Origin of the sequence: Shewanella sp. DW31 (assembly GCF_015767295.1) — a bacterium.
Classification (GTDB): Bacteria; Pseudomonadota; Gammaproteobacteria; order Enterobacterales; family Shewanellaceae; genus Shewanella; species Shewanella oncorhynchi.
In genome coordinates, this window is sequence record NZ_JADWMP020000017.1 from 33,287 (window position 1) to 50,778 (window position 17,492).

Below are 17,492 nucleotides of genomic sequence, written 5' to 3' on the forward strand. Positions count from 1 at the left end.
ACCAAGCCTATACACGGTATTTGAATTCGCCAACCTGCACCGATACACAGGCTTGAGAGAATCTATTTCGACCATTCTCACGCTAAGCATCACGTTCCCTGCGAATAACGGCTACAGGACTCTAGTAAACTAATCTACTTTGAACATGGCAAAATCGGGGCGCGGCAATTTATCTAAAATACTGTACAGATAAATCACCAATACCGAGAGTAAAGCGCCTGTCAAAAACAGCCACTGACCGCCAAAATGATCCAATATGATGCCACCTCCAAGGGGCGCGAGCGCAAATCCTAAGTCATAGAATGAAGCAGCCCCAAAGTAGGCGCCGCGAAGATGATCAGGGGCTAAGCGGTCGATATGCACATTCATAGTGGGGAACAAAATAGTCTCGGCGACGCTCATCACCACAATCGCACCAATCCAGCCCCAAAATAGATCCAGCGGATTAAATGCCAGCCAGATTTGTGAGCCGATCAGTAATAGCAATCCGATTTGAATCCGTTTGACGAGCGGAAAACGGGCCATGAGTTTCAATAGCAAAAATTGGGTGGAGATAATCACCATAGCATTGGTGAAAATCATGCCAGAAATTAACGCCAGCAAATCAGGCGCACCTGCGCGAGTAAGATATTGGATCAACGAACTGTCCATTTGGGCATAAATGAACATACACAAAATATTGGCAAAAATTAAACATTGCAGCAGTTTATCTTGCAATAGAATGGCGATAATTTGCTTACGGCTCACGACTGCCGCTTTTTTCGTGCTCGCCTCTGCATCAGTCGATAAGCCATTCACACCACGATTAACACCATCACTTGTCATGTCATTTACAAAGTCACTTTCACTGCCACTCGTATCGCCACTTAAATTGTCACTCGATGAGGCGCCAGTCGCCATAGCAGGTTCCTGACGGGTTTGGTGGTTAAATCCCCAATATAACAAGGCCAACAATACGGCAAAGGCCACTGCAGTAAGGTAGAAACTGGATTGCTTGCCCGTAAGACCAAGCCATACCCCCAGCATAGGGCCAACGGCGCAGCCAACGTTGACGATAAAATACAGCGACTGCATCGCCAATTCGCGTGTCTTAGGATCGGCAATAATGTCGCCAATAGCGGCGGATGTCAGCGGTCGCCACAGTGAAGTGGCCATAGAGCACAGGGTCATCACGACCACATACCCCTCGACAGAATTGGCTTCAGCCAATAACGAAAACGAGATGATATAGAGAATGCCCGTCAGGTACATCAGCTTATGACGACCGATTCTGTCGGACAATGAGCTACCAACAAAGCTCGTAAATACCGAAATAATCGCGGCGCTGGACAAGACCATGCCGACCTCAGTGGCACTTAGCGCAAATTTCTCATATAAAATAACGGCTAAGAATGGCCACACCATGTAATAACTGCCACGGGTGATAAAAGACCCAAACAAAAATATCCACATCAAGCGCGGAAATTGCTTAAATCGCTGCAATGAAACATCGCTGTGCATCTTAATCCTTTAAAAGCGCATTGACTTCAATGCTTAAATCAAACTGATTTTAATGAAAAAACAATATATACAAGGCACTTAAGTTAGACAAGTGTTAAAAAGTTAAACCAAAGCAAGTCACCAGCGATTATTATCTCTAGAAAATTAACGTTTTATTAATCACCAGATATCGGCAACACATCCCACTTGTGACATGCGACGCACAATGCCACAATGCCAGCAAAATCAATGCTTGCAAGCCAAGCGTCCATCCACACTGGAGCATCATTTTGACCCTCTACGGTATTAAGAATTGCGATACAGTGCGTAAAGCACGTAAATGGATTGAAAATCATCAACTTCCAGTTCATTTCCATGATTTTAGAGATGACGGCCTACGTCAAGAAGACCTCGAATTCTGGTGTAACACCTCAGGCTGGGAAACCGTATTCAATAAGCGCAGCACGAGCTTTCGTGCGCTCAGTGACGCAGATAAAACCGATATCGATCAAACCAAAGCCATTCAACTTATGCTGACGCAACCGACACTGATCAAACGCCCCGTCTTAGTCGTCGGTGAACAAGTGCTGATTGGTTTTGATGAAGCCGCCTATAAAAGAGTATTCTCAGTATGATGCTTGCCGACAATTATCCCGTTACAGAACTGACAAAAGCGCTGATCGCCCGCCCTTCGGTGACACCGCTTGATGAAGGCTGCCAAACCTTAATGGCTGAAAGACTCAGCGCCATCGGCTTTAATATCGAACCTATGGTATTTGAAGACACCACCAATATGTGGGCTCGCCGTGGTAATGTAGGTCCCGTTTTTTGTTTTGCGGGTCACACAGACGTTGTGCCAACGGGCGATGTGAGTCGCTGGCACACGCCACCTTTTGTGCCCACCATCATTGATGGCTACTTATATGGCCGCGGCGCAGCGGACATGAAAGGCTCACTCGCTGCTATGGTGATTGCCACCGAACGTTTTGTGGCTAAACACCCCAATCATCGTGGCTCTATCGCCTTTTTGATCACCAGCGATGAAGAAGGTCCATTCATCAACGGCACGACGCGAGTCATTGATACCTTAGAAGCGCGCAACGAGAAGATCACTTGGGCATTAGTCGGCGAACCCTCATCAACCCTAAAGCTGGGCGATGTGGTCAAAAATGGTCGCCGCGGCAGCTTAACTGGCAACTTAACCGTGAAAGGCATTCAAGGCCACGTGGCCTATCCACACCTTGCCGATAATCCAATCCACAAAGCCGCACCTTTCTTAGCCGAGCTAAGTCAGATGCACTGGGATAATGGCAATGAGTTCTTTCCGCCCACCAGCTTCCAAATCGCCAATATTAATGGCGGCACAGGTGCATCAAATGTGATCCCTGGTGCACTGGAAGTGATGTTTAACTTCCGTTACTCCACCGAAGTGACCGCCGAAATCTTGATTGAGCGAGTTGAAACTCTATTGAAAGCCTATGAGCTAGACTACGATATCAGCTGGATTTTCAATGGACTACCATTTTTAACCGGTGATGGCCCGTTATTAGATGCAACCCGTATCGCGATCCGCCAAGTCACAGGTTATGAAACCGATCCGCAAACCACAGGCGGCACATCAGACGGTCGCTTTATCGCACCAACGGGCGCCAAAGTGTTAGAGCTTGGCCCTGTCAACGCCACCATTCATAAAGTGAATGAATGCGTTAAAGTGGACGACCTTGAGCAGTTAGCCCTGTGTTATGAAGTCATTTTGGAACAATTACTGTGTTAGCACACCTTAAGATCCGTCCCGAAACCGCAAAGCTTTACGGCTTAAGCGCCCCTGAATTAGTGGATTATTTAAGCCCGTATCACCTTGGTTATCATAGCTTTGGGTTAGAGGAGAACACAGCTATCGCCTTTAAGTCTATGGCGGCAAAAGCTGAAGATGCGGGCATAAAACTCGCTATTTGCTCGGCTCATCGTCCCTTTGAACGGCAACTGGCAATTTGGAATGCCAAGGCTAGCGGTAAACGCGCGGTATTGGATGCCAATGAGTTACCAGTCAATATTCAGGGCTTAAGTGACGATGCCATAGTTGACTTGATTTTGCTCTGGTCGGCGTTGCCCGGCGCTTCACGCCACCATTGGGGTACCGATCTCGATGTGTTCGATGCGGCTCAAATTGATGTTAAAGCCCTGCGCCTTGTTGAAGCTGAATATGTTCAGGGTGGTCCCTGCGCTAAATTGCATGCTTGGCTGGTAGAAAATGCCCATGATTTTGGCTTTTACTTCCCGTTTCAGCAGGGACAAAGTGCGGTAAGTCCTGAGCCTTGGCACATCAGCTATTTCCCTGTAGCGCAGTTATTGTTGCCACAATTCGATCGTGCCGAACTGGCAATCCTGTTAGAAAACAGTGATATGTTGCTAAAAGGTGCAGTGCTCGCCCGATTAGACAGTCTAATAGATGAATACGTGCTGCGTATCGCTCAGCCCTAATCACGAAATACTCGCAAAGATCAGTCAACACAGGTTAAGCATAGCGCTATATCGTCAAAATGGGCGCCAAAATGCGGTTTAACACAATGATATATTTGATTAAGTAGGTTTTATGGATTTTTCTTCACACCGTCAACAGCTTGTTATTGCCGATCGAAAATTAAGTTACCTTGATGTCGGCTCAGGCCCTGTATTGTTGTTTGGGCACAGTTATTTATGGGATAGCGCTATGTGGGCGCCTCAAATTGCCACCTTAAGCGCCCAATATCGCTGCATAGTGCCTGAACTTTGGGGCCATGGTCAGTCAGATTTACTGCCCAATAACAGCAAAACGCTACTCGATATTGCCGATCAAATGCTTGAGCTAATGGATGCTCTTGAGATAACTCACTTTAGTGTTGTCGGACAATCTGTCGGTGCTATGTGGGGCGCAGAATTGGCACTGAAAGCACCAACAAGAATTAAAACCCTCATTATGCTCAACAGTTTTATCGGTTTCGAACCCGAAGTCACCCGTGCGAAATATGATGGCATGCTGGATATGATCAGCGCCGCTAAGGCGATCCCTGCGCCGCTGATCAGTGCAATTTCACCTTTATTCTTCGCCAATGATGCCGCGAATAACACTCCTGAACTGGTTATGGGCTTTGAACAGTCCCTTGCCAGTATCACAGCGGAGCAAATCCCCACGATAATTAAACTTGGACGAATGATTTTTGGTCGTCGCGATACCATGGAATACGCCGAGCAATTGACGCTGCCCTGCCTCATCATGGCTGGCGTGGAAGATAAGGCCCGCAGCGTATTGGAAAGTTACCTGATGAGTGATGCCATTGACGGCAGCCAACTTGTGCATATTCCTGCGGCAGGACACATATCAACTCTCGAACAAGCGGAATTTATTAACCAACATTTAGCCGATTTTATGGCTAAACATTATTAATTAATCGCTAAATCTACGCTTAAAGGTGCGAAAACTCGCATCTTGAAGATGAGTATTTCTACTTAGCACATGTTACTAATATGTGCTTATATCAATATTGCTCACCCATACTTAATTCCTATTTTATGGATAAATACATTAGGCTTTACTTTATTAAAGTCTGTTATTGAGCACGCCTCGTTTCATTAAACTCACCTGTTAAACCTCTATTAACAAGTAAAGACGTTGTTTTTGTTCCAAGCGGCTTAAAAAATGTTGCACAAAGGTGAAATCTACTAATTATCAACTACCTTTATACTGTATTCCCTCAACAAGGTATTCTGCCATGAGAAAAAGTACAGTTGCCCTCTGCGTATTCAGCACACTTTATATACCGTCTCTTTATGCCGATGTTCAAATAAATGGATTTGCCTCTATTGTCGCGGGCTCGAGTCTAAGTGACGATAAAAGCTATTATGGTTACGATAAAGAACTCGATTTTAATAATGATTCCAAAGTTGCCTTACAATTTACCGCCGATCTTGGTAGTGGCTTAAGAGCGACTGCACAAGTGCTATCCAGAGGCAGTAACGATTATAGCGCTGAATTCGAATGGGCTTATATCTCCTATGACATCAGCGACAAACTTATGCTTATGGCGGGTCGCCAACGTTTTAATCTCTATAAATACTCCGATTATATTGATGTAGGCTATGCCTATCACTGGATCACTCCGCCCCGCGGAGTTTATTCACTGCCATTTAATTCAGGTGAAGGTGTAGGCTTAGTTTATGCCGATTTATGGGGCGATACCGAAGTAGGTTTAACCTATAAATACATTACCACTTCAGTTTCTGACTACTCGCCTACAGGTTCATCAACGCCTCCTGCGCCCTTCTCCGCCGAGGGCCACATAATGAACTTTAACTTTGTAACCTCAGGGTTTGAGTACGGTTTAAATATTGGCATAGTCACCGATTTCTCCTACGAATTACCCGCACTGCTTGGCTTAGGTAATGCAATTTCTCAAACCGGACTCTTTACTCAGCAAGTGGTTGATGATCTTTTACCGATTAATGACAGCGCGTTACTCATTGGCGCTAACGTTAAATATGATGCTGAAAAATGGTTTATTTTGGCCGAATACACACGAATTGATGTCGATCCCAGTAGCTTTAATATTCAAGATTCAGCCTTTGTTTCCGGCGGGATCCGCTATCACGATTTCACCTTCCACTTAACCTACGGTATTGATAAAGGTGAGCCCCAATACGATGCCTATGACGCTATGTTACCTGTTTACAATGGTCTGCCACCGGCAAACCAAGCTGCACTCGCACCGCTTGTTTTTGGAACACAAGCGGCGCTTGAAGCACAGCAGGAAGACAGCGCCTACTACATCATAGGCACCCGCTGGGATTTCCATCCTTCTGCCGCACTGAAACTAGAGTACACCAACTACAGTAACGACAAACCGTCCTCCGATGAACAGTTGCTGAGTATGGCAATAGACTTAGTTTTTTAAGGAGTTAAGCATGAAACTATTAATAAGTTCTCGGTTGATGATAAAAACCTTAGTCGCCAGTGCGCTTCTACTTGGCAGTGCCTGTGTTCAAGCCGAAATTGCCGTCGTGGTGCACCCTTCTAATACGTCAGAAATTAGCGCTGCGGATATTTCACGGATCTATTTAGGCAAACTCAAGTCTTTCCCCAGTGGTGGCACTGTCGTCGCACTCGATCAACCTGAAGGCACGCCCGCACGTGATGCCTTTGTTAAACAGATCCTTAATAAAACCGAGAGTCAGTTAAAAGCCTATTGGTCAAAACTGGTCTTTTCAGGCCAAGGTCAACCGCCCAAAGTCGTCGACTCCAGCGCTGAAATGCTCGCATTGATTGCCGCCAATCCCAATATGATCGGATTTGTTGACGTCAGCGAAGTAAACGACAGCGTGAAAGTGATCAGTAAGTTCTAACCCATACTGCATCATCCTTGTCCGCCTTAACCTGTGGCGGACAAGGTTTCCACTCAGCATTTGTGCGATATAAACAACAAACACACTATCAAAATCAAATGGTACTTGAACCCTCAGAGAGGGCTTATCCATTTGCAGTACTATTAAGAAAAAATAATCTCGATTTTTCAATATCCTGATTCAAACCTTAATTGGATAGACCAGCAGAGCCAAATTTGCTGGTATACTCTTGCTAAAAATGTGCTGCTTGCATGAATTAGAGCATGAGAAGACATTTTATATGTCAATAAAACAATAGGTTAAAATGAAACTACTCAAACCTTTATTCGACAATAACCGCCGCTGGGCCGGACGTATACGCCAAGAAAATCCTGATTTTTTTGAACAATTAGCGAAACAGCAACATCCTGAATACCTGTGGATTGGCTGCTCAGATAGTCGCGTACCCTCAAACCAAATCATTGATCTTATGCCCGGTGAAGTCTTTGTTCACCGTAATATCGCCAACATGGTGATCCATACCGATCTTAACTGCTTATCTGTACTGCAATACGCCGTCGATGTGCTCAAGGTGAAGCATATTATGGTGGTGGGTCACTACGGCTGCGGTGGTGTGCGCGCGGCCATGGGTCAGCAACGCTTAGGACTCATCGATAACTGGCTCGGGCATTTACGTGATATCTATCGTATTTATCAAGAAGAATTACAACAGATGGACGAAGCCAAACGTTTTGATCGCCTGTGCGAGCTAAACGTGATTGAGCAGGTTGCTAATGTGACCAGTTCAACCATAGTGCAAGAAGCTTGGGATCGCGGCCAAGAAGTGGCGGTACACGGCTGGATTTACGGCATTGATAACGGTTTACTGACAGATTTAGATGTCACGGTTGACCGTGAACATGGTTTAGCCAATCCACGCTAACAGCCTGAATATAGGCTTTTAACCCTTAGCTGAGTGTCATCTATGCTCAGATAAAACCTGCCCCTGTGCAGGTTTTTCTTTTTCCATGACAATTTTCAGCAATAAAACATCGCAAGGGTCTATTACGCCAGTTATAATCCGCCAGTTAATTGCAGGCGACCTATGCGCCACAAATTCTAAGGAGATACCTTCCATGCCCGGTTTTGAATTATTTGGTCCTGAAGAGAAGCAGGAAGTCGCTGACGTTATGGAAAACGGTTTTACCTTCCGTTACAACTTCGACCATATGCGTAATGATCGCTGGAAGACGCGCGATATGGAGCAACTACTTTGCGAGAAGATGAACGTGAAGCATGCTCACCTTTTATCAAGCGGTACTGCTGCGCTGCAAACGGCCATGATGGCTGCAGGCATTGGTGCTGGCGATGAAGTTATCGTGCCACCTTTTACCTTTGTAGCCTCAGTTGAAGCGATTTTTATGGCAGGCGCTATTCCGATTTTTGCCGAAATCGATGAGACATTGTGTTTATCTCCAGAAGGTATCGAAGCCGCGATTACCCCACGCACTAAAGCCATCAACTTAGTGCACATGTGCGGTTCTATGGCGAAGATGGACGAGATCAAAGCCGTCTGTAAAAAACATAACTTACTGATTTTAGAAGATGCTTGCCAAGCCATCGGTGGTAGCTACAAGGGCCAAGCCCTAGGTACTATCGGGGATGTGGGTTGTTACTCATTCGATTCAGTCAAAACCATCACCTGTGGTGAAGGTGGCGCTGTGATCACTAACAACACTGAAATCTACAACAACGCGCATATGTTCTCCGATCACGGCCATGACCACATAGGTAAGGACCGCGGCGCTGAATCACACCCAATCATTGGCTTGAACTTCCGTATTTCGGAAATGAACGCCGCCTTAGGTTTAGCGCAATTACGTAAACTCGATACCATTATCGATATCCAACGTAAAAACAAAAAAACCATTAAAGATGCGATGGCCGCTGCTATCCCAGAAGTGACCTTCCGCCTGATCCCCGATCCAGAAGGCGACTCAGCGGGCTTCTTAACCTTTATGTTGCCAACCGAAGCGCGTACTATTGAAATCAGCAAAAAACTGGCTGAAAACGGCGTCGATGGCTGCTTCTACTGGTATGTAAACAACTGGCATTATTTGAAAAACTGGAAACACATTCAGGAGCTTAAGGCATCTGCTGCGTTACCAATCACATTAATCGCCGACAGACCTGACTATACTCAAGTTTCTGTGCCTAAATCCGATGCCATTATGAGCCGCACCATTTCTATGCTCATCAAGTTGTCTTGGACCGATGCTCAGATCGCTGAGCGTATCGAAAACATCAAGAAAGCATTTGCCCAATAATTCTACGGGAGTTTGTTGCAATGAGTTTTAAGAATTTTAAAGTAGTTGAAAAAATGATCTTCGGCCGTGGCTCATTCGTCCAATTGGATGAAGTGTTAGCTGCTGAACGTAAAACCGCCGACGACTTCGTGGTATTTTTAGTCGATGACGTGCATCAAGGCAAAGCCCTTGAAGGCCGTATCCCAGCTAAAGCACAAGATATGGTGATTTGGGTTAACGTTGATGAAGAGCCAAGCACCATTCAAATCGACACGTTAACAGAGCAAGTTCAAGCTTTTAATAGCAAACTGCCTGTCAGCGTAGTGGGTTTAGGTGGCGGTTCAACCATGGACGTGGCTAAAGCGGTATCGCTGATGCTGACGAACCCAGGTGGCTCTGCCATGTACCAAGGTTGGGACTTAATCAAGAACCCAGCGGTACACCACATTGGTATCCCAACGATTTCTGGTACTGGTGCAGAAGCGTCACGCACCGCTGTGTTATGTGGTCCAGTGCGTAAGCTAGGTCTGAACTCAGATTACACAGTATTCGATCAAATCATCATGGATTCTGAGTTAATCGAAGGCGTTGAAACGGACCAATGGTTCTACACAGGTATGGATTGCTATATCCACTGTGTTGAATCTTTACAAGGTACCTTCTTAAACGAGTTCTCTAAATCCTACGCTGAAAAAGCCATGGATTTATGTCGCCAAGTGTACTTAGACGACCATGTAGATAAAGACGACAAGCTGATGATGGCGTCTTTCATGGGCGGCATGAGCATAGCCTATAGCCAAGTGGGTGCCTGTCACGCGGTTTCTTACGGTCTGTCTTATATCTTGGGTTACCACCACGGTATCGGCAACTGTATCGCCTTTGACGTGTTAGAAGAATTCTATCCAGAAGGTGTTGAAGAGTTCCGTTTGATGATGAAGAAACACAACATCACACTGCCGAAGAACATCTGTAAAGATCTGCCAGACGAAACCATAGCGAAAATGGTTGCCGTGACTAAGAGCATGGGTCCACTATGGGCTAACGTTTACGGCGCGGGTTGGGAAGAAAAAGTCACAGACGAAATGTTGACTGCCCTGTTCCGTCGCATCTAAGCTCTAACACATATTAAAAGGGCTCAATTGTGAGCCCTTTTGTCTATATGCATTGTATTTCTACACTGTATATCTTTGATAAAAGTAGGATAATTTGATGAATGTGACTCTGTTAATCCCGGCTCGTTACGGTTCAAGCCGCTTCCCGGGCAAACCCTTAGCCCCGATTAACGGCAAGCCAATGATCCAACACGTGTATGAACGCGCGTCGTTAGCCAAAGGCCTCACCAATATTTATGTCGCTACCGATGATGACCGCATTAAAGCGGCCGTTGAAGGTTTTGGCGGCAAAGTGGTCATGACCAGCCCAGAAGCGGCATCGGGTACAGATCGTATCAATGATGCGATAAACCAACTGGGACTGAAAGATGACGACTTAGTGATCAACCTACAGGGCGATCAACCCCTTATTGACCCAACATCCATCGAGCAAGTCATCAGCCTCTTCGAGCGTCACCCAGGTGAGTTTGAAATGGCCACCTTAGGCTTTGAAATCGTGAATAAAGCCGAGCTTGACGATCCTATGCATGTGAAGATGGTGTTCGATAACAACAACTATGCCTTGTATTTCTCTCGTTCGCGTATTCCTTTTGGCCGCGACACCCAAGATTACCCCGTTTATAAGCACTTAGGTGTGTATGCTTATACCCGAAAATTCGTCCAAGCCTTCGCCGCCCTGCCATTAGGACGTCTAGAAGATCTGGAAAAACTCGAGCAATTACGTGCATTAGAATACGGCCATAAAATCAAAATCGCCATTAGCGCCTTTGATTCTATTGAAGTTGATACGCCAGAAGATATTCGTAAATGTGAGCAACGTTTAGCGGTTGATTAATCGCCCGTTAGGTGTGCGCGAGTCAATTCGAAACAGGAGCTGAGTATGTCGACCTTAGAAGTCTGGATCATTATTATTTTGATCGTCGGTGTCATCGCCAGTAATCTTGCTGCGTTGAAGTACAGTGCTAAGTTCAAACTGCCGCAGTTCGGTCAACATGGTAAAGATAAGCAGATAAAGTCAGATACTGCCAAGCCTTCGGCAGCAGAGAATGATGCCGATGCGGCTTCAAGCAAGCCAAGTTCTGCGGACTCAGAACCCAAAAAAGCAGATCAAAGCAAAACTGAACCACCTAGGGGCTAAGCTCAATGGCGGCTTTTAAAAGTGAGTCTAAAGATGGCTTTTGAACACGCCTTTTAAAGGCTGCGCTATAAACACTGAGCAATGACGTTCGCAAACATAGAAAAGGCGCCACAGGCGCCTTTTTTGTCTCTCAAATAACAAGCTAGCCAATGCCACTCATCAGCCTTAGGCTTTTTTCGCTGATGTGCGACTCAATGGCTGCTCCTCAAGGTGCGCCACTAAAAAGACTAAAAAATTAAACAGTAATTTTATCCTAAGATTATGATTTTTATCGGGCTCTGCCGCGACTAACTTCTTTAAGGATTTAATTCTAGAATAGGCATTCTCAACTAAATAATCGTTCTCTTTCCCTATATAAGTCGAAAAACCAGTAAATTCACCAATAAATTTCAGTGTCACTTTACGGCGATTTAACGCAGTGAGTGCTGCGCCCTCTTTCAGTTTTGCCTCAAAAATACTGCATTCTAAACCGCTGGCGATCGCACTTTGCGACAAACCGCTGCTTAACGCATCGGCCAGAAAACCCAAATTGGCTTTTAACTCAAAGGCAATCGCCTGCTTACTGGCGCTCGATTGCTGCCAGCGACTGCGTTCCTTATCGAAAATATCGTATAGCTCTTTCCAAATGCTCATGCGCTTTGCCTACCTTGCACTGAATCGCTCCTTTCGCGTTATAGCACTCGACGTTTTTTAAATGCTAGCGTTGTTAATACTAACGTTTTTAATACTAGCGACTGAAAGTTATCATAAATTTAAGGTTTTCGGCATAGCGCTATGATAAATAATGGTTTAAAGCACATTCACACTAAAACTAAAATCGGCATAAAAAAATGGCCCGAACGAGTCGGGCCAGAGTGCAAGCTACCTGAGTACGAAATGAGCTCAGTGCGAACTCATGACTAACTCACTACTCATCTAATGACATATAAAGTTAAAGCGCTTGCGATTTTTTCGCGTTATTTTTCTCGGCGGCGAGTCGACGCTGCGCTTCTTTTTTCTCACGGCGCGCTTCAATCACTTGATTTACATCACTACCGATATGCGCTTCGTTACGGGCTTTTGCCAGATTCACTTGACGTTCACGCTCAACGAAACGTTTACGCTGCTCGTCAGAAATTTTATCGATACAATGTGGGCAACTGACGCCTTGCACATAGGCAGGACTCTGTTTTTCAGCTTCGGTGATTGGCATACGGCAAGCATTACATTGATCGTATTGGCCTTTCTTCAAGTCATGATTTACCGCAACGCGGTTATCGAATACGAAACACTCGCCTTCCCACAGGCTTTCTTCCGCTTTCACTTCTTCGAGATATTTAAGAATACCACCTTCGAGATGATAGACCTCGTCAAAGCCTTGCTCTTTTAAATAAGCAGTTGATTTCTCACAGCGAATACCGCCAGTACAGAACATGGCGACCTTCTTATGTTTAGCAGGATCAAGATTCTGCTTCACATATTCAGGGAATTCTCTGAAGGTTTCAGTCACAGGATTAATGGCATTCTTAAAGGTGCCGATTTGCACTTCATAGTCGTTACGGGTGTCGACTAAAATCACGTCCGGATCAGAAATCAGCGCATTCCAATCTTGAGGCTTCACATAGGTGCCAACCACTTTAAGTGGGTCAATACCTTCGACGCCCATAGTCACGATTTCGTTTTTCAGCTTGACTTTAGTGCGGTAGAACGGCATTTCATCGTCAAATGACAGCTTGTGAACGATATTGTCTAGGCCATTTTGGCTATTAAGCCACACTAATAACGCTTCAATTGCTTCTTGAGTGCCAGCAACTGTGCCATTGATCCCTTCACTTGCGAGGAGCAGAGTGCCTTTGATCTCGGCCTGTTCCATCATAGCGAGTAATGGCGCTCGGATAGATTCAAAATGCGGTAACGACACGAATTTATATAACGCACATACGACAACTTTAGCCATAACACCCTCTTTGCTGGCTGGAACTTAATTTCCAGTGCATAAACAAATCAATCATCTGCAGCCTTGCTGCAGATCCCAAAAATAGCGCGGAATTCTACCTGAGTCACAGCAAGATAAACACAGATAAAATACAGGGTCTTTAATTCTTTACGCACAGTGGTGAGAAAAATCATTCTATGATGGCAAATTAAGCAGAAATCCCAGTATGAAAGCGTTACCATCTGCGCCCTTTGAATATTGCATGATTGGCACGCAACATTCGCATTGGCATACTCGCGTCGTCAATAAGCATACATAAACATGCTGACGTCAGCTTTAGTCGCATCAACTTCCACGCATGGCGCCGCACAGTAGAGGAAATCCGAATGACTCTAGCCGTCTTATACACTTTTCGCCGTTGCCCCTATGCAATGCGAGCACGTTTGGGACTCTTGTTAGCCCAATGCAATGTTGAAGTCCGTGAAATCACCCTTAAAGCCAAACCACCACAAATGCTAGCTGCCTCACCTAAGGGTACTGTGCCGGTATTAGTGCTAGCAAACGGCGAGGTGATTGCCGAAAGTCTTGAGATCATGCGCTGGGCACTCACGCAAGCCGATCCCTTAGATCTGCTATGTCAGCAAAGCCCTGTAATTGAAGATAAAATGGCACAACTTATCGCGCAAAATGATCAGCAATTTAAACCATGGCTTGACCGCTATAAATATGCCGACCGTTACCCTGAGCAAGCGCAAGCTTATTATTATCAGCAGGCGAGTCATTTCCTCCTGCAACTTGAAACATGCTTAGGGCAACACCCCTTTTTAGTCGCCGATACACCTCGCCTTGCCGACTACGCAATCGTACCTTTTGTACGCCAGTTTGCCGCAGTGGATCTTAAATGTGCACTTAGTGATGATTTTCCGCGAGTCGCCGCTTGGCTAAATCGACTTATTTCGAGTGAAATATTTATTCGTGCGATGGAAAAATATGTGATCTGGGACGCTAGCCATTCTCCAATTTGCTTGTTAGGAGACGTGTAAGCCAATAAGATTTAAAGATTATTTTTATTTTATGTTATAGCCATCGGTAAAATATTCGAGTAAGGTATTTGCCACTAGGTAACTAATTTAGCTAATCGTAGCTAGACAATCTTCTCAAGAAAAGTAACCACGCCTAAAGACTCAAGGACGTGAATGATAGAACACAAGGATAAGACAGTTGGAAAATATGGATATTAATATCGTTATTATGCTTGGGGGCCTGGTGCTATTGCATTGTCTATTTGCCCTTCGGGCTTTCAAGAGTAAAGTGGATCTCAGCACCAACAAAAAGTGCTTATGGTGCCTACTGAGTCTGATACTCGGCCCTATGGGTTATTATGGTTTTCACGGTTTTATTCCCCTAGATAGAATTCTCAAAGACTAAACGGTAAAACTGAATACCTTCAAAAAGCCAGTCATACCATTGATTTAATTATCAAATTAAGAAAAAATAGCGCAACCTTAAGCTGCGCTATTTATACGACCCAGTTTAATCAAACAAGGCATGACAGTTAACTACAAATGACTGTGCAACAATACCGAGTCATCAGGAACTTTTTGGATCACAGGCGCTTGCCCTTCAGCCAAGGCTTGTTTATAGCTTTGATTCATTTTAAGGGCGAGATACAAATCTGGCCGGATCAAAATACCCCCCTCCCCTGTCTGCATGCCCGCTTGCTCAAACCAACTCAGCATCTGCCGTTTACGTCCCGCAAGCACTAAACGAACGCCACGTTTTTTAAGCAATTGATGTAAATCAGCCAACATGGCCATCACGCTTAAATCCAAATGGGTAAAACAAGGCACTGCATCAATAATGATGCAATCGACAGGCTCAAATTCCCGAATAAACTTTTCCAGTAAACGACGCTTAAAATACGTCGCATTAAAGTAAGTTAACGGCGAATTAAAGCGATATATAAATACTCCTGGAACCGATTTAGCTTTACCCGATTCATCGACACTACGGATAACGCCCTTATGATCTAAACCAAGCACTTGATCCGTAGGCCGCATCACAGTAGCGAGGAACTGGAATAAACCCAGTAATACAGCCAAGGTTATCCCAGGGATAACCCCAATAAACAACACAGAGAACAAAGTGATACAGGCAAGTAAAAAAGCAGACCTATCCCGCACTCGTAGATTCCACAGTGACTTTAAATCGATAAGCGAGATTGAGGCAATCACCAGCACCACACCTAAGGCGGCACTGGGGATGAACTTCAAAGGCGCAGTGAAAAATAGCGCCACAACACCAATCAATACCGCCGCAATGATAGACACTAACTGGCTCTTACCACCATTGGCATCATTAACCGCAGTGCGGGAATCCGCGCCGCTCACCGCAAAACCTTGAGATATGGCAGACGCTATATTGGCTATTCCTAACGCCCTGAACTCTTTATCGGCATCTATATCGTAACCGTTTTTTGCCGCAAAGCTTCGAGCCGTCAACATCATGCTCACAAAGCTCACCATGGCTAAGTTAAGCGCCGGTACCACAAGCTCACGGGCAATACCTAAATCAAATACAGGCGCTTGGAATGAAGGTAATCCAGAGGTCACTTCTCCGACGACGCTAATATCAAAGCTCGTCAGGTTAAACACCCAAACAAGGAAAGCTGCCATCGCCATTGCGCACATAGAAGCTGGCCATTGGGGACGAAACCGTTTCACTAAGGCATAAGTCGCTAGCGTCACAATCCCCATAGTCAATGTCGGCCAATGGGTTTTGGATAAGTAGGAAGGCGCACCGCTGAGGCGTTCGATTAGATAACGCTCATCGAAGGTAAAACCGAAGATTTTTGAAAACTGTCCCACGATAATGGTAATTGCAACGCCATTAAGCAACCCCATCAAAATCGGCTTTGATAGAAAATCGGCGAGCACCCCCAGCCTAAAACGACTCGCAATCAAGCACCAAAAGCCTGTCATGGCCGTCATGGTCATCACTAACTGCCAGTGCTTCATGCTATCCCCTGCAGCTAGGGGCGTGACAACCGCGGCGATAACAGCACAAGTCGCCGCATCTGGACCCACGATTAATTGTTTTGAGGTGCCAAATAGTGCGTATACCAACATTGGTAATACGCAGGAATACAAACCCACGGCAGCATTCACACCTGTGAGCTGGGCATAAGCAATCGCTACGGGTAATGCCACAGCGGCAACGGATAAGCCTGCGCGCACATCATCCCTAAGCCATTGCTTTTCATATTGTAATAATTGCGCCAATCCCGGCATAAACGAAATCAAACTAGGGAACTTCACTCGGCAACCTCCATATACACACTATCAAGATAAGCAACAAGTATAACTGAGACTGAAAATGTTCAGCTAAAAGGTCATTACCTAAAAAGCCATCAATAGTATGTTGGTTATGGCATAAAGCCAATCATTACGCGAGTGTCTTCCTCAGAATATTTATAGGCTTAGGCACTTAATTCAAGCCAAGCTAGCGTAATATCATAGGTAATGACACTAAAAGCAAGCTGCCCATAAACCAATTAAAATGGCGCTTACGTCTATCGGTATTGAGTTTCTTACTGATCGCTGCACCGACAAATACCCAAGTAAATGATGCAGGAAATCCCACTATGTTGAACATTAATACGCCAAGAAACGCACTCAACCAAAAGCCATCGCCACTTAATGTAAAAGCGCTACACAGGGTAATTGTCGACATCCAAGATTTAGGGTTAATCCATTGAAATAATGCAGCTTCAATGAGCGTCATAGGTTTTCGTCCATCATCCAAATGCGTGCTCTGCACTGGCGACGTCACTAATTTGTACGCGAGATACAGCAAATATGCTAAAGCGAAATATTTCAATACTTGGTGCAAGACCGGTAATGCTTCAAACAAGGTACCGAGGCCGAATAATACCGCAAGATGTAAAGAGGTCGAACCCAAGCGGATCCCTGCAATATGTGGCACGGTACGCAGCACACCAAAATGCGCTCCAGAGCTAGCTAAGAGAATATTGTTCGGTCCAGGAGTCATTGTCATAGTAGCGCAAAACAGCGCGGTCGAGGCCATTAAAGTCCATAATTGTGGGTCATAAAGCAGTACAGTATTCATATTCGCCTTAAATTGTATGCATACATTTGTTGACATAAAAAGATGCAATAAATAATATA

General features: G+C 45.2%; 19 protein-coding genes. 13 read left to right on the top strand and 6 right to left on the bottom strand.

The window, feature by feature from the left end; translation table 11 throughout:
- Positions 1-129: 129 nt before the first annotated feature.
- Positions 130-1,500: an MFS transporter gene (locus GWI56_RS14530; RefSeq protein ID WP_198573286.1), complete on the bottom strand. Its 1,371-nt coding sequence runs from the start codon at positions 1,498-1,500 to the stop codon at positions 130-132.
- 269 nt (positions 1,501-1,769) lie between these two features.
- Here GWI56_RS14530 and GWI56_RS14535 point away from each other — a divergent pair, with 269 nt between their 5' ends.
- The 11 genes from GWI56_RS14535 (at position 1,770) to GWI56_RS14585 (ending at position 11,390) form a co-directional block, all read left to right on the top strand.
- The gene (locus GWI56_RS14535) at positions 1,770-2,114 is read left to right on the top strand and encodes an ArsC family reductase (RefSeq protein ID WP_105252601.1); all 345 of its coding nucleotides are present in this window, start codon (positions 1,770-1,772) and stop codon (positions 2,112-2,114) included.
- Complete coding sequence (gene dapE, locus GWI56_RS14540) at positions 2,114-3,253, top strand: succinyl-diaminopimelate desuccinylase (RefSeq protein WP_198573325.1); 1,140 nt, start codon at positions 2,114-2,116, stop codon at positions 3,251-3,253. Before GWI56_RS14535 ends, dapE begins: the two co-directional genes overlap by 1 nt.
- A complete protein-coding gene (locus tag GWI56_RS14545; RefSeq protein WP_198573287.1) occupies positions 3,247-3,960 on the top strand; it encodes a M15 family metallopeptidase in 714 nt (237 codons plus the stop codon). Before dapE ends, GWI56_RS14545 begins: the two co-directional genes overlap by 7 nt.
- Positions 3,961-4,072: 112 nt before the next feature.
- Complete coding sequence (locus tag GWI56_RS14550) at positions 4,073-4,903, top strand: alpha/beta hydrolase (RefSeq protein WP_198573288.1); 831 nt, start codon at positions 4,073-4,075, stop codon at positions 4,901-4,903.
- 325 nt (positions 4,904-5,228) lie between these two features.
- On the top strand, positions 5,229-6,407 hold the full coding sequence (locus tag GWI56_RS14555) for a porin (RefSeq protein WP_131524474.1): 1,179 nt from the start codon (positions 5,229-5,231) through the stop codon (positions 6,405-6,407).
- Between the two features lie 10 nt (positions 6,408-6,417).
- Positions 6,418-6,855, top strand: a complete 438-nt coding sequence (locus GWI56_RS14560; protein WP_028760063.1) for a phosphate ABC transporter substrate-binding protein — start codon at positions 6,418-6,420, stop codon at positions 6,853-6,855.
- A gap of 304 nt (positions 6,856-7,159) precedes the next feature.
- Positions 7,160-7,777, top strand: a complete 618-nt coding sequence (can, locus tag GWI56_RS14565) for a carbonate dehydratase (protein ID WP_028760064.1) — start codon at positions 7,160-7,162, stop codon at positions 7,775-7,777.
- 193 nt (positions 7,778-7,970) lie between these two features.
- Positions 7,971-9,161, top strand: a complete 1,191-nt coding sequence (kdnA, locus tag GWI56_RS14570; protein ID WP_198573289.1) for an 8-amino-3,8-dideoxy-alpha-D-manno-octulosonate transaminase KdnA — start codon at positions 7,971-7,973, stop codon at positions 9,159-9,161.
- Positions 9,162-9,181: 20 nt separating this feature from the next.
- A complete protein-coding gene (gene kdnB, locus GWI56_RS14575) occupies positions 9,182-10,252 on the top strand; it encodes a 3-deoxy-alpha-D-manno-octulosonate 8-oxidase KdnB (RefSeq protein ID WP_012197228.1) in 1,071 nt (356 codons plus the stop codon).
- Between the two features lie 97 nt (positions 10,253-10,349).
- Positions 10,350-11,087 carry an 8-amino-3,8-dideoxy-manno-octulosonate cytidylyltransferase KdsB gene (gene kdsB, locus GWI56_RS14580; RefSeq protein WP_006081834.1) on the top strand — a complete coding sequence of 246 codons (738 nt, stop codon included), beginning with the start codon at positions 10,350-10,352 and terminating at the stop codon, positions 11,085-11,087.
- Between the two features lie 45 nt (positions 11,088-11,132).
- Complete coding sequence (locus GWI56_RS14585) at positions 11,133-11,390, top strand: DUF2897 family protein (RefSeq protein ID WP_198573290.1); 258 nt, start codon at positions 11,133-11,135, stop codon at positions 11,388-11,390.
- A gap of 165 nt (positions 11,391-11,555) precedes the next feature.
- On the opposite strand, the gene GWI56_RS14590 is transcribed toward GWI56_RS14585, so the two are convergent.
- From GWI56_RS14590 to GWI56_RS14600, 3 genes are all read right to left on the bottom strand, one after another.
- A complete protein-coding gene (locus GWI56_RS14590; protein ID WP_198573291.1) occupies positions 11,556-12,023 on the bottom strand; it encodes a hypothetical protein in 468 nt (155 codons plus the stop codon).
- Between the two features lie 298 nt (positions 12,024-12,321).
- Positions 12,322-13,326 (bottom strand): rhodanese-related sulfurtransferase, encoded by a 1,005-nt coding sequence (locus GWI56_RS14595; RefSeq protein ID WP_028760070.1) that lies wholly within the window; start codon positions 13,324-13,326, stop codon positions 12,322-12,324.
- Between the two features lie 47 nt (positions 13,327-13,373).
- Positions 13,374-13,547, bottom strand: a complete 174-nt coding sequence (locus tag GWI56_RS14600; protein WP_198573292.1) for a hypothetical protein — start codon at positions 13,545-13,547, stop codon at positions 13,374-13,376.
- Between the two features lie 144 nt (positions 13,548-13,691).
- On the opposite strand from GWI56_RS14600, the gene GWI56_RS14605 reads away from it, so the two are divergent.
- Complete coding sequence (locus tag GWI56_RS14605) at positions 13,692-14,348, top strand: glutathione S-transferase (RefSeq protein WP_198573293.1); 657 nt, start codon at positions 13,692-13,694, stop codon at positions 14,346-14,348.
- A gap of 187 nt (positions 14,349-14,535) precedes the next feature.
- Entirely contained in the window at positions 14,536-14,733 is a 198-nt protein-coding gene (locus tag GWI56_RS21740; protein WP_028760072.1) for a hypothetical protein, read from the top strand.
- A 131-nt stretch (positions 14,734-14,864) separates the two neighbouring features.
- On the opposite strand, the gene GWI56_RS14610 is transcribed toward GWI56_RS21740, so the two are convergent.
- Both GWI56_RS14610 and GWI56_RS14615 read right to left on the bottom strand, forming a co-directional pair.
- Positions 14,865-16,622 carry a SulP family inorganic anion transporter gene (locus tag GWI56_RS14610; protein WP_028760073.1) on the bottom strand — a complete coding sequence of 586 codons (1,758 nt, stop codon included), beginning with the start codon at positions 16,620-16,622 and terminating at the stop codon, positions 14,865-14,867.
- A 184-nt stretch (positions 16,623-16,806) separates the two neighbouring features.
- Positions 16,807-17,433 carry a LysE family translocator gene (locus GWI56_RS14615; RefSeq protein WP_198573294.1) on the bottom strand — a complete coding sequence of 209 codons (627 nt, stop codon included), beginning with the start codon at positions 17,431-17,433 and terminating at the stop codon, positions 16,807-16,809.
- Positions 17,434-17,492 lie beyond the last annotated feature (59 nt).

What these genes read in the sequence shown, in the direction of transcription:
- GWI56_RS14530 (WP_198573286.1), bottom strand. Translation starts at nt 1,500, where the DNA reads ATGCACAGCGATGTTTCATTGCAGCGATTTAAGCAATTTCCGCGCTTG.
- dapE (WP_198573325.1), top strand. Translation starts at nt 2,114, where the DNA reads ATGCTTGCCGACAATTATCCCGTTACAGAACTGACAAAAGCGCTGATC.
- GWI56_RS14550 (WP_198573288.1), top strand. Translation starts at nt 4,073, where the DNA reads ATGGATTTTTCTTCACACCGTCAACAGCTTGTTATTGCCGATCGAAAA.
- GWI56_RS14555 (WP_131524474.1), top strand. Translation starts at nt 5,229, where the DNA reads ATGAGAAAAAGTACAGTTGCCCTCTGCGTATTCAGCACACTTTATATA.
- GWI56_RS14560 (WP_028760063.1), top strand. Translation starts at nt 6,418, where the DNA reads ATGAAACTATTAATAAGTTCTCGGTTGATGATAAAAACCTTAGTCGCC.
- can (WP_028760064.1), top strand. Translation starts at nt 7,160, where the DNA reads ATGAAACTACTCAAACCTTTATTCGACAATAACCGCCGCTGGGCCGGA.
- kdnA (WP_198573289.1), top strand. Translation starts at nt 7,971, where the DNA reads ATGCCCGGTTTTGAATTATTTGGTCCTGAAGAGAAGCAGGAAGTCGCT.
- kdnB (WP_012197228.1), top strand. Translation starts at nt 9,182, where the DNA reads ATGAGTTTTAAGAATTTTAAAGTAGTTGAAAAAATGATCTTCGGCCGT.
- kdsB (WP_006081834.1), top strand. Translation starts at nt 10,350, where the DNA reads ATGAATGTGACTCTGTTAATCCCGGCTCGTTACGGTTCAAGCCGCTTC.
- GWI56_RS14585 (WP_198573290.1), top strand. Translation starts at nt 11,133, where the DNA reads ATGTCGACCTTAGAAGTCTGGATCATTATTATTTTGATCGTCGGTGTC.
- GWI56_RS14590 (WP_198573291.1), bottom strand. Translation starts at nt 12,023, where the DNA reads ATGAGCATTTGGAAAGAGCTATACGATATTTTCGATAAGGAACGCAGT.
- GWI56_RS14595 (WP_028760070.1), bottom strand. Translation starts at nt 13,326, where the DNA reads ATGGCTAAAGTTGTCGTATGTGCGTTATATAAATTCGTGTCGTTACCG.
- GWI56_RS14600 (WP_198573292.1), bottom strand. Translation starts at nt 13,547, where the DNA reads ATGGTAACGCTTTCATACTGGGATTTCTGCTTAATTTGCCATCATAGA.
- GWI56_RS14605 (WP_198573293.1), top strand. Translation starts at nt 13,692, where the DNA reads ATGACTCTAGCCGTCTTATACACTTTTCGCCGTTGCCCCTATGCAATG.
- GWI56_RS21740 (WP_028760072.1), top strand. Translation starts at nt 14,536, where the DNA reads ATGGATATTAATATCGTTATTATGCTTGGGGGCCTGGTGCTATTGCAT.
- GWI56_RS14615 (WP_198573294.1), bottom strand. Translation starts at nt 17,433, where the DNA reads ATGAATACTGTACTGCTTTATGACCCACAATTATGGACTTTAATGGCC.